The sequence below is a fragment of the Trichocoleus sp. DQ-A2 genome (assembly GCF_039961915.1).
In the GTDB taxonomy this organism is placed as follows: Bacteria; Cyanobacteriota; Cyanobacteriia; order Cyanobacteriales; family FACHB-T130; genus FACHB-T130.
Genome location: NZ_JAMPKD010000028.1, coordinates 77,954 through 88,437 on the forward strand (window position 1 = coordinate 77,954; position 10,484 = coordinate 88,437).

Annotated in this window: 9 protein-coding genes and 1 rRNA gene; 5 read left to right on the forward strand and 5 right to left on the reverse strand. The window is 46.5% G+C overall.

All coding sequences use genetic code 11. The annotated features are described in order from the left end of the window. Window positions 1-53: 53 nt before the first annotated feature. Complete coding sequence (locus NC997_RS23070; protein WP_190523891.1) at window positions 54-911, reverse strand: prohibitin family protein; 858 nt, start codon at window positions 909-911, stop codon at window positions 54-56. 92 nt (window positions 912-1,003) lie between these two features. Between NC997_RS23070 and NC997_RS23075 the strand changes: the two genes are divergently transcribed. Next, entirely contained in the window at window positions 1,004-1,885 is an 882-nt protein-coding gene (locus NC997_RS23075) for an alpha/beta hydrolase (protein ID WP_190523894.1), read from the forward strand. Here the strand turns inward: NC997_RS23075 and NC997_RS23080 are convergent. Next, the gene (locus tag NC997_RS23080) at window positions 1,882-2,505 is read right to left on the reverse strand and encodes a 2OG-Fe(II) oxygenase (RefSeq protein ID WP_190523897.1); all 624 of its coding nucleotides are present in this window, start codon (window positions 2,503-2,505) and stop codon (window positions 1,882-1,884) included. The two genes, NC997_RS23075 and NC997_RS23080, sit on opposite strands and share 4 nt — an antisense overlap. A 197-nt stretch (window positions 2,506-2,702) precedes the next feature. Here NC997_RS23080 and NC997_RS23085 point away from each other — a divergent pair, with 197 nt between their 5' ends. After that, on the forward strand, window positions 2,703-4,994 hold the full coding sequence (locus NC997_RS23085; RefSeq protein WP_199305994.1) for a DNA phosphorothioation-associated putative methyltransferase: 2,292 nt from the start codon (window positions 2,703-2,705) through the stop codon (window positions 4,992-4,994). Window positions 4,995-5,125: 131 nt separating this feature from the next. Here NC997_RS23085 and NC997_RS23090 read toward each other — a convergent pair whose 3' ends face one another. Beyond that, a complete protein-coding gene (locus NC997_RS23090; protein ID WP_190523900.1) occupies window positions 5,126-5,698 on the reverse strand; it encodes a hypothetical protein in 573 nt (190 codons plus the stop codon). Window positions 5,699-5,713: 15 nt separating this feature from the next. Here NC997_RS23090 and NC997_RS23095 point away from each other — a divergent pair, with 15 nt between their 5' ends. Genes NC997_RS23095 through NC997_RS23105 form a run of 3 tightly spaced genes read left to right on the forward strand, consistent with a single transcriptional unit; the run spans window position 5,714 to window position 8,296 of the window. Next, on the forward strand, window positions 5,714-6,034 hold the full coding sequence (locus NC997_RS23095) for a nucleoside triphosphate pyrophosphohydrolase (protein ID WP_190433228.1): 321 nt from the start codon (window positions 5,714-5,716) through the stop codon (window positions 6,032-6,034). A 24-nt stretch (window positions 6,035-6,058) separates the two neighbouring features. Beyond that, entirely contained in the window at window positions 6,059-7,207 is a 1,149-nt protein-coding gene (locus tag NC997_RS23100; RefSeq protein ID WP_190523903.1) for an acyl-CoA dehydrogenase family protein, read from the forward strand. A gap of 3 nt (window positions 7,208-7,210) precedes the next feature. After that, the gene (locus NC997_RS23105; protein ID WP_190523906.1) at window positions 7,211-8,296 is read left to right on the forward strand and encodes a nucleotidyltransferase domain-containing protein; all 1,086 of its coding nucleotides are present in this window, start codon (window positions 7,211-7,213) and stop codon (window positions 8,294-8,296) included. 42 nt (window positions 8,297-8,338) lie between these two features. Here the strand turns inward: NC997_RS23105 and NC997_RS23110 are convergent, their stop codons facing one another. Together NC997_RS23110 and rrf are read right to left on the reverse strand one after the other, a co-directional pair. Beyond that, entirely contained in the window at window positions 8,339-10,186 is a 1,848-nt protein-coding gene (locus NC997_RS23110) for a caspase family protein (protein WP_190523909.1), read from the reverse strand. Window positions 10,187-10,376: 190 nt separating this feature from the next. After that, window positions 10,377-10,484 (reverse strand): 5S ribosomal RNA (gene rrf / locus NC997_RS23115); the annotation flags it as partial.

The following is a 10,484-nucleotide window of genomic DNA, read 5'->3' on the forward strand; positions in this document are numbered from 1 at the left end:
TTCGCTCATGGTTCGCCTTCTTAATTCTGACGAGGCGAATCTACCCCCTAAAACTATTGATGGGAAGTTGCATCCTGAAGATTACCCAGGTTAAAGAGAAATGGGATACTGCTATTAGAGTCACCACCCGTGACGAGAACTTTTGGCATTTGGGAACCTCCTTGTCTCCACGCTTCGATCGCTTCTTTCTGAAGAACTAGCCCACCCCCTTGTTGCTTTAGGGTTTCAGCTAGGAGTCGTTGAGCCTCAGCTCTACCTCTGGCGCGATTGATGTCTGCTTGGGCTTCTTGTTCAGCTTCTTGCGCCACATAGACTGCTCGTTGCGCCCGCTGTTCGGCAATTTGTTTCTCTTCAACTGCCCTCGCAAACTCAGGGGAGAAAGTTAGGTCAACGACACTAGTATCTAGCACGATAATTCCGTACTTATCTAACCGTTGACCCAAGGCAGTATCAAAGTCTTGTTTCAGTTCCTCTCTTTTAGTAATTGCTTCTTCAACGGTTCTCCTAGCCGCTGCTACTTTAAAAGATTCCTGAGTCTGCGGTGCAATAATTTTTGACACGATATTCTCTAAGGTTCCTTGTTTCCTTCTCACCTCAACGACTTGGATAGGGTCGAGGCGAAAGTTGATGGCAAATCTAGCAGAGAGATCCTGTAGATCCTTGGTAGAACTCTGTGCCGGAACTTCAAATTTTTGCACGGTCAAATCATAGATGTCTACAACTGAGATCAGTGGGGGTTTGAGGTGGATGCCTTCTAGCACAGCTCCATCTCTCGCTTTCCCTAAGATACTGATGACTCCTGCCTGACCTGGGTTAATAATTACAAAAGAATTGAGACTAATAAAGAGGACTAAGGCAGTGATAATCCCTAGGATTGATAATTGTAAATTCTGCGCGTACTGATTTTTCAAGAGCCGATCTCCTTTTGTTTTGGTGTGACTCAGGGGTTATGGTTTGCTACCTCTACTTCTGTATCACCCTTCTCCACGGTAAACTAAAACTCATGTTTACCCGTTTTCTACCATCCGCAGCCCAAGCGCTGACAGAATCCACCTCGATAGCCCTAGCAGAGAGTATCGAGCAGACTGCGATCGCAACTCCTCTCTCGCAACAGGCGATCGCTACCACCTACGTTCATCAGGGTAGCGGCGGAACGCCCATCCTGTTGCTGCATGGCTTCGATAGCTCTATATTTGAGTTCCGTCGCCTCCTACCACTGCTGGCAACCCAGAATGAAGCGTGGGTTGTGGATTTGTTGGGTTTCGGCTTTACCGAACGACCGGCTGGACTCCCGTTTAGCCCAACAGCCATTAAAACCCATCTCTACTACTTCTGGAAAACGCTGATTAACCAGCCAATCGTTCTCGTGGGAACTTCAATGGGGGGTGCAGCGGCAATTGATTTTACCCTTACTTACCCGGAAGCGGTGCAAAAGTTGGTGTTGATTGATAGCGCTGGTTTCGCTAGTCCCCCCAACATCGGCAGGTTGTTGTTTCCTCCCATCAGTTACCTGGCGACTTCATTTTTGCGAAATCAGAAAGTGCGCGATCGCATTTCACGCAGTGCTTACCACGATCAAAGCTTTGCCTCTCTCGATGCTTTACGGTGTGCGGCGTTGCACCTCGATCTCCCCAATTGGCATGATGCCCTGATTGCCTTCACTAAAAGCGGGGGGTACAACTTTTTGAGCGATAAAATTGCTCAAATCGACAAGCCGACACTGATTCTGTGGGGACAGTTTGACAGGATTTTAGGGACGGCTGACGCAGAGAAATTTAAAAGAGCGATCGCGCTTTCTCAACTCATCTGGATCGAAAATTGCGGTCACGTTCCTCACTTGGAACAGTCCCAAATTACCGCCCAGCATATTCTAGAATTTTGCTAAATTTTTAGCTTTTCCTTCTTCTTTCCCTTTGACTTAATCGCCCTCGATTCAATCGTAAACTCTGGAATCTCTTGGAGTTGGTCTTCACACAAGCTGTACTGCTCGCAAACCAAACTCAGGCGAAACCCTGAACTGGTGACTTGATTCACTGAATGAGTTAAATCGCCCTGAAAATCTAGCAACGTGTTGGCTTGCGGGCGGACTTGTCCTACATTGCGCTTCTGGCAGCGTAACACTAACTCTCCTCCCATCAAATCCCGTGGCACTTGAACATAGAGGACACTCACCCAGGCTGGCGGTTCGATACTCTTGCAGTAAGAGCGCAGACTGCGGTCAATGTGGGGATCGACGCGGGAACCCTCTTTCAGCATCAGGGGATTGAGATAGAAGGCATTACACGTCGAGTGCAAAGCCACGTTGAGATAAGGTTTGAAAAAGGGAAAACTTCGTTCAACTTCGCCCAAGCCCGAACGCTGAAATACAATCGAAAATCCCTTCGTGCCGATAAAGTCGCGGTTCAAGTTGTTAACCGCAAAATAGGGACAAGCGAGAATCTGCCCCTGCAATTCGCTGAGGTAGTCAGGCTCAAAAACTTGGTGCTGTAGGCGGTAGTAGCTCAAGAAACTCTCAAAAAATGAAATGTCCTTCTGTTAGTTGTATCGCTTGTTGCACCTTGTTGTGTATATTCCACCACCCCATTCCGACTATTTCAAAATTAAGTAAATTATTTTTACAGAAATGAATAAATCAGCAATTTAGGAATTAATAGGTTTACTCTACTTTGTATCCATCATTGTTTCAGGGAAATGGTGCGACCATGATGCTGAACACATACAAAGTAGAAGAGTGGGATGCCAAGCTGTTTCTGAACCGCTGCGCTAAAGCACATCCCCGTCAAGACACTCTCCTCTACCTTGCTGTTAGCAATGATTGTTCCCACCTGGAAAACTTAGCCGCCGAAGTTCAAAATAATCTTCATGGCTGGTTTGACAGCGACGAGCCGATTTTATTGGGCGCGAACGACCTGAGTGTCATTGTCAACTGCTGCCAACAAAGCCCCATCGGTAAATTGCTGCCGGGTGCCCTCTACGTTCATGTGTCAGCACTTTCTCAACTCGACCCTCTGCTGAGGCTCTACGAGGGCTATGCCAGACGAACGGTAGGACGTATTGATTGCGCTACCTTAATTAAATTCAACATCGAGCAGCCTAAAATCTCTTACTTGTTGTATCCTGACTTTGATACCGACCCTCATCCCGCCTTGCAAGCTAGCATTCAGATTGATGTTCGGGACGGGAGTTCAACTTACCGAGACTACAGTACTAGCGACAATCCCCCTGTCCTCCACCGCAAAGAAACCTTTGTCACCCCCGATTATCCCCACTACGAAAAATTCGCCAACCTCACTCGGCAAGAAGAGAAATTGCGGCTTTTAGACAAAACCCGTGGCATTGGAACGCTTCGGGGTTGGTTAGAATGCTTACAAGATTATGGTGTCGAAATCCAGGGTCATCAAGTTATTCGGCGGCAAGTTGTAGAGAACTTACATCCAACCTCTCTACATTCGACACTGCCTAAAATAGAGCGTCACAAAGCTGCAATTGCTCGTAAAAATCTTTCTCGCCCCGTGCGTCTCGCTTTAGAAGCTGGCTTATTTAGTGAAGATAGCACTTTCTTTGACTATGGTTGCGGCTACGGAAGCGATATTCAGCACATAGCGGAAAAGGGCTACACCAGCGCTGGATGGGACCCTTATTACTCTCCGGATACCCCCCGCACCACCGCTGATATTGTTAATCTCGGTTATATCATCAATGTTATTGAACGCACAGATGAGCGTCGAGAAGCATTATTAAACGCCTGGGAGTTAACAGAAAAAGTCTTAATTGTTGCTGCACTGGTTTTAATTGATGATCGAGGAACGGGTCAAGTTGCCTACGGCGATGGGGTGATTACTCGCCGCAATACTTTTCAGAAATACTACGAACAGGAAGAACTTAAAATTTATATTGACCAAGTTCTTAATGTTAATGCGGTGCCAGTTGCATTAGGCATTTACTTTGTTTTCCGAGATGAAAGCCTTGCCGAAGCTTACCGCGCCTCTCGCTTTCGTTCTCGCGCCACAACTCCCAGAATTCGTGCCAACATCAAGCGATTTGAAGATTACCAGGAAATGCTGGCACCGCTGATGGCTTTTGTCACCGAACGCGGTCGTCTGCCTGTCAAAAATGAAAAACCAGAATTGGAGAATTTGAGGGCTGAATTTGGCGGGTTTCGCCGTGCCTTCCAGGTCATTTTACAAGCAACTGACCAAAAAGAGTGGGATGCGATCGCTCAAAAACGCCGCTTAGACCTTTTAGTTTATCTCGCGTTAGGCAAGTTCAATCATCTGAAGCTCAAACAAATCTCCCCAGAAGTCCGTAACGATATCAAATGTTTATTTGGTAGCTACGACGAAGCCTGGGAATTAGCTGAGGAAATGCTATTTAGTCTAGGCGATCCCGGTGTAATTGCCCACTGCTGTCAACAAAGCTTGGTTGGCTGTACCAGTGGTTTTAAATACGCACCTCTCTATCCTAGTTCCTTCATGGTTCATGTCTCAGCTTTTTCCGAACTCGACCCGTTGCTGCGCCTCTACGAAGGCTGTGCCAGCCGTACAATTGGACGCATGGATGAAGCCACACTAATTAAATTTCACACCTACAAACCAAAAATCTCATATTTGTTCTACCCCAATTTCGATACCGATCCTCATCCGGTTCTGCACACCAGTATGCAAATCGATCTGAGAGATTTGAGCGTTAGCTACCGGGATTACGAAGATGATGTTAATCCACCAATCCTACATCGAAAAGAAACTGTTATCACCCCCGATTATCCGAATTATGAAAATTTTTCTCGACTCACTCAACAGGAAGAAGAATGGGGACTTTTAAATAATGAACGGAATATTAAAACGCTTAGAGATTGGCAACAATGCTTAAAGGCAAACTGCCTAGAAATAGAAGATTATTGTCTTTGCTGGCGTAAAGACGCCGATCCGATTCGGGTGCAGGAATTAACAGCAGTTCGTGAAAAAAGGAAAAATACAAAAGTAACATCTTTTTAAACGCAAAGAGCGCAAAGGTTAACGCTGAGGTACGCAAAGATTTTTGTTTTCTTTCCTTGGCGTAACTTTGCGCTTTCCTTGGCATAATTTTGAAGTTAAAAAAAGTTCATTAAGTTCAATTCAAACTAGCTTCACAATTCTTTTGCTAACTGAATCCAATGTTCAATTCCCTTTTGTGTTGGTTGCCCCGATGCTGTGAAGGTTCTGATGTCTCTCTTGTGTTGAAAACCATAACTGATATGAATTGGTTTATCTACTCCATAAAAGTATAGAGAATCAAATGGTAATTTTTGACTTAATATCCAATCGATAACGCGATCGCTACCTGAACTAACGATCAAAAAATCGCAAGCAGCGCCTAGTCGTTTACAGTAATACTTACCATTTTTGTTCATTTCATGCGCCATATGCTGGTCGAGTTCCGGTGCAACTCGACCATTTTTATGACCTGTTTCTGGGTCTTTTTTATCTAGGTATCTTTTTAAGTGCTTGGAACAAAAGCCATAAGTTAGGCGGAAATTATTAACGCCGAAATAGTCAATTATTGGATCTAAGATAAGTTGATTTAGCTTTTGTAATGCAGGCAGCGTTTCTTCTGTATTTTGGGGAAATGGATAAATTTTGGATGCGTACTTTTGATAAGTCTGGCTACAGGTGCAAAAATCTTCTAAAGTAAGGTATTTTCCTAGGGAAACTTCTTTCATCGTTGAGGAACTATAGTGCATCAAGAGTACAATAAGCTGGTACGCGATCGCATTCCCGAAATCATTCATCAAGCAGGGCGAGAGTGCAAAGTCCAGGTAATGTCAGAGGCAGAGTATCACCAAGCGTTGCGAGATAAACTCATCGAAGAAGCGCAAGAAGCCGCTGAAGCTACTGCTCAAGACTTAGTGAAAGAACTCGCTGACCTATACGAAGTCATCGATGCCTTGTGTGCAGCTTGTCAAATAGAGCGTTCCTCAATTTTGGCAGAACAAGAAAAACGACGTTCAGAACGAGGTGGCTTTGACCAGCGCTTTCGATTATTGTGGACTCAGTAGCCGCGAAGTCGATACGGTAGAGGTATGGATAACCCGCTACACCTGCTAGACATCGCCGAGTCTTATCTAAGAAAATCGGTTGCACCATTAGCCACACAGATAGATGGCAGCCCAGAAGCACTACGAGAGGCGCTTAAAGGACTTGGCGAACGTTCTTTACTGGCGTTGCGAGTTCCCCAAGAGTGGGGTGGTTCCGAAGTCAACGAACAGACTTTTCGGACTTTTCAAGAGCTAATCGCAAGATACTCCGGCGCTTTGGCATTTTTGCAGGCTCAACATCAAAGTGCTGGCGGGATGCTGGCTGCTAGCAAAAATTCTTCTCTTAAATGCCAGTATCTTCCCCATATGAGTAACGGGGATATTTTAGTCGGCGTCGGCTTCTCTCAATTGCGGCGGCAGGGCGACCCAACTGTGAAAGCCTTTCCGGTAGAAGGGGGATATCATCTAGAGGGACAAGTGCCTTGGGTTACGGGCTGGGGCTTGTTTCAAGAGTTTATTGTCGCCGCAACACTCCCCGATGGGGGCGCAGTCTTTGGCATTGTGCCCTTTGTTGCGAGGGATCGGGAGAGGGGGGGTGCAATTACATTTACCCAGCCAATGCAACTGGCAGCAATGACCTCAACCAATACCGTCACTGCAAATCTTACCAGTTGGTTTTTGCCTCAAGAGCGTGTTGTCTCTATCAAGCCTGCGGGTTGGATTCACGAAAACGATTTGAAGAATGTCCTTCACCAAGGCTTTTTTGCTTTGGGATGCGCTAGAGCTGGACTTGATATTCTGGAAGCTGCCGCTCTAACCAAGCCAAACGCCTTTATTTCCAAAGCTTTTAAGTCACTCAACCGGGAACTCACCGCCTGTAGCACTGCCATCAGACATCCCCCTAAACCCTTTGCAGATCGTCTGCAAATCCGAGCTTGGGCAATTGATTTAGCTGTGCGGTGTGCCCATGCTGCCGTTACCGTTTCCCGTGGTGCCGCCAACTACAGCCACCACGCAGCACAGCGAGTTTACCGCGAGGCACTGGTGTTTACTGTTTCCGGTCAAACTACGGCTGTAATGGAAGCGACCCTCAACAGGTTGGTGCGTTCAGAATCCGCACTTTATCTCAGCTCTGAGGAGGCTCAGCCTGGGAACGAGAAACAGCAACTTGAAACTTATTCCTCATCCGATTAATCTATGAATCGCCAAGAAGTTGAAGATAGAACGATTCTGATTGCTTTGACAGGTTCCAGGGGCTACGGTTTAGCGACTGCAACCTCAGACTATGACTATCGCGGTATTTTTGTGGCAACTAAGCCTTATTACCTGGGATTTTCTCAAATTGAACAAAAGGATAGAGGTTGGACAGAAGAGCCAGGGAAAATTTCTTATCTCACTAAAGATACTTGTATTTATGAGCTGAAAAAATTTTTAGAACTGTCTGCCGACAACAACCCAAATATTTTAGAGCTTCTCTGGTTCAAAGATTATGTTCTTTTAACTGAAGTCGGTAATACCTTGAGACGCCATAAACAAATGTTTCTGTCAAAAAAGGTGAAGCACACTTATGCGGGATACGGTTATGCCCAAATAAAAAAATTAGAGTCTCACCGCCGCTGGTTACTCGAACCACCAACCAGAAAACCTGAGCCAGAAGACTTTGGATTAGAACCTGCCCAAGCGCTGACGGTGGGCGAAATTCATGCGTTTCTAGAATATCTCTACTTGTTAATTAGAGGCCGAATTCAGTTTTTGGAAGAAGCGCAGGAACTTTATCATTTGCTAACTGCCAAAATTGATTTTAAGGGGGTATTGAAGCAATACGCTTTACCAGAAGAACCGCTGGAGTACACCCGGAAACTTACCGGCAGCTCGGAAGAATTTATTAAACTGCTGCAAAAAAGCCAGCAGTATCAAAACGCCCGCCGAGAATACGATAACTACCAACAATGGAAAAAAAATCGCAATCCAGCACGGGCAGCGATGGAAGCTAAAGTGGGGTATGACTCTAAATTTGCGATGCAGGCTATCCGCTTATTAAGAACAGGTATCGAAATTTTAGAGACACAAACCTTAATAGTCGATCGCCGGGAAACCGGCGATGCACGGGAATTGCTAGCCATTAAAAACGGCGAGTATCGCTATGAAGAAGTCATGGCGATCGCTAACAATTTGTACAAAGGACTCGATGAAGCCTACGCTAAATCTACCCTGCCTAGAAGTGTAGATAGAGAAGCAATTAATCAACTTTGTATTGATTTAGTGGCAATGCAAGGGTGGTAAGGCTAATAGCGGACAACGTTTTGTCTTTTGCAAATTTGGCTTTTACTTTGTACCTTGTACCTTTTTTTGCCACTGGTCAATTGCCTTCTGGGCAGTCGTATAGGTAGGTGTGTCTTTCGGGACTAAAGCCGCTGTCTGAATGGCTTCTTTAAGCCTTCCATCAGAGGCGCGAGTCTGCGCTGTCTGATAAATCGTTTTGCTCCACTGGGCAATTAACTGTTGTGCCTCGGTATATCCAGGCTGATCGGGGGGTACTTTGCGAACAGCGGCGATGGCGCGAGTGTAAGAAGAAGCTTGTCCGGGTTGAATTAATCCTTGAGCAGATTGGAGAAGGCTTTTGTTGGTTCGCTGCTGCTGTGCTTTTTCACGCCAGCTGGCAATCGCTCCTTGAGCTTCCTTATAAATGGACTGATTATCCTCTGGAACCAGTCGTGCCGCTGCGATCGCCTTATCAAACTGCCCTTGTTTTGCTCGCCCGTTAGCTAAATCCAGAATCACACCGCTCCAGCGTGCAATGTCTTGCTGTGCCTGTTCGTAGAGAGGTTCACCTGGTTTTATTTTCTGGGCTTCTGCGATCGCCTGACTAAACTGAGAAGCTTGATTTGGGACGATCAAAGTTCTTGCTTTATCTAACACCGCTTGATTCGCCCCCGCTTGGCTCTCGGTGCCCCCCACTGGATTCTGGGATTCGGAACCTGAAGAAGCTGACTGTAACGATACAGCAGTTGGTGTGGTGCTACCAGGAGTGGCATTTGTTGAGGTATTTATTGCCTGCTGACCGATAAATGCGGCTCGGTTACGGAGAAATACCCCCCCTATCAATGCCACTACCAATGCGATACCACCGCACCACAAAAGCAGATTCAGCCACCAGGGTGTGTCATCTACTACCCTTGTAGATGACACACTTGTCTGGGGGACGATAGCACCTTGACCAATCCCTGAGCGGATACCGGAAGGGCTATAGTTTGTCTCCGATGCTTTAGAAGTCTGCTTCTGGGTCAAGGCGGCTGCACCAGCTACGTTATTATGCCCCACCATACCCGGATTAGCCTCCTGACGAGCCATTCCGACGTTGTGCATACCAGAAGTGGAAGCTACTGGAGGTGTATCTGAAGCTAAGGTCGCATTCCAGTTCATCACTCCGTTCGGGAGGAGCGTTGGGAGTTTGTAGTTACTTGCCGAAGAGGGTATTGCACTCAAGGGTATCTGAACGGGTCGCCAGTGGTGTTCGCTCAACTCAGGCAGGTGCGATCGCAGATAACGCTCCAGACTCTCCAAATTCTTGCCTTGGTTATATCGCAGTCCTTCTAGCAGTACTGCTGTAAATAATCCATGACCCAGTGAGGACGCTTCGTAAGAAAATTGATCAACTTGGCAGGACAGGACTGTGGCAATACCCATTGTTTGGGCTAATTCCAAAGTTTGCGCCCCTACCTTTGCACCTGCTTGACCGCCCTGACTGCGGTTTATATCTAGCAGCACCAAAATATTTTTAGCCGCCGACTCTTTGAGAGTGGTAAAGAGCGATCTTACTGATATACCAGTTTCCGCTATTTCATCTGGGTCTCCTTGACTGGGCATTAGGTAATCCTCCCCGTCGAGAGTCATTCCATACCCACTGAAAAAGAACCAGAGCGAATCATCGACGTTTACTGGCGCATGGCACCACTCATCTAACCAATCCAGCAGGTTTTCCTTAGTAGGGTAAGTTGACTGATCGCTAATCGGCGGTGAGGTGTCCGTTAACACCAGACACTCGTCTGCTGACCATCCAGCTTCGTCAACAAGAAACTGCCACAGCGTTTGTGCATCCGCTTGGGCATAGCTAAGAGGCTGGAAAAACTGATATTGATTGATGCCAATTGCGATCGCCCAGTGATTTGCCATGACCCATGCCCCAGATATCTATTAGAGAGGGTAGCCCAAAAATAGCATTTACTAACAAGCAAACTACAGGAAACGGCTTCTTTTGGCAATTGCACAGTGGAAACAAAGCAGTTTGCATTAGCTCAATCCTATAATAAAGGGTCGCTCTTGAAGAGCGACCCTTTATTATAGTCAATCTAACTAAAAATCAACCTGGCACTGAGCTATTTTCCCAGGCAGTCACCCACCGAGTATCTTCGCCGCAGTTGCGTTTCACCTCCGAGTTCGGGATGGAGTCGGTGTGGTTCCACAACGCTAG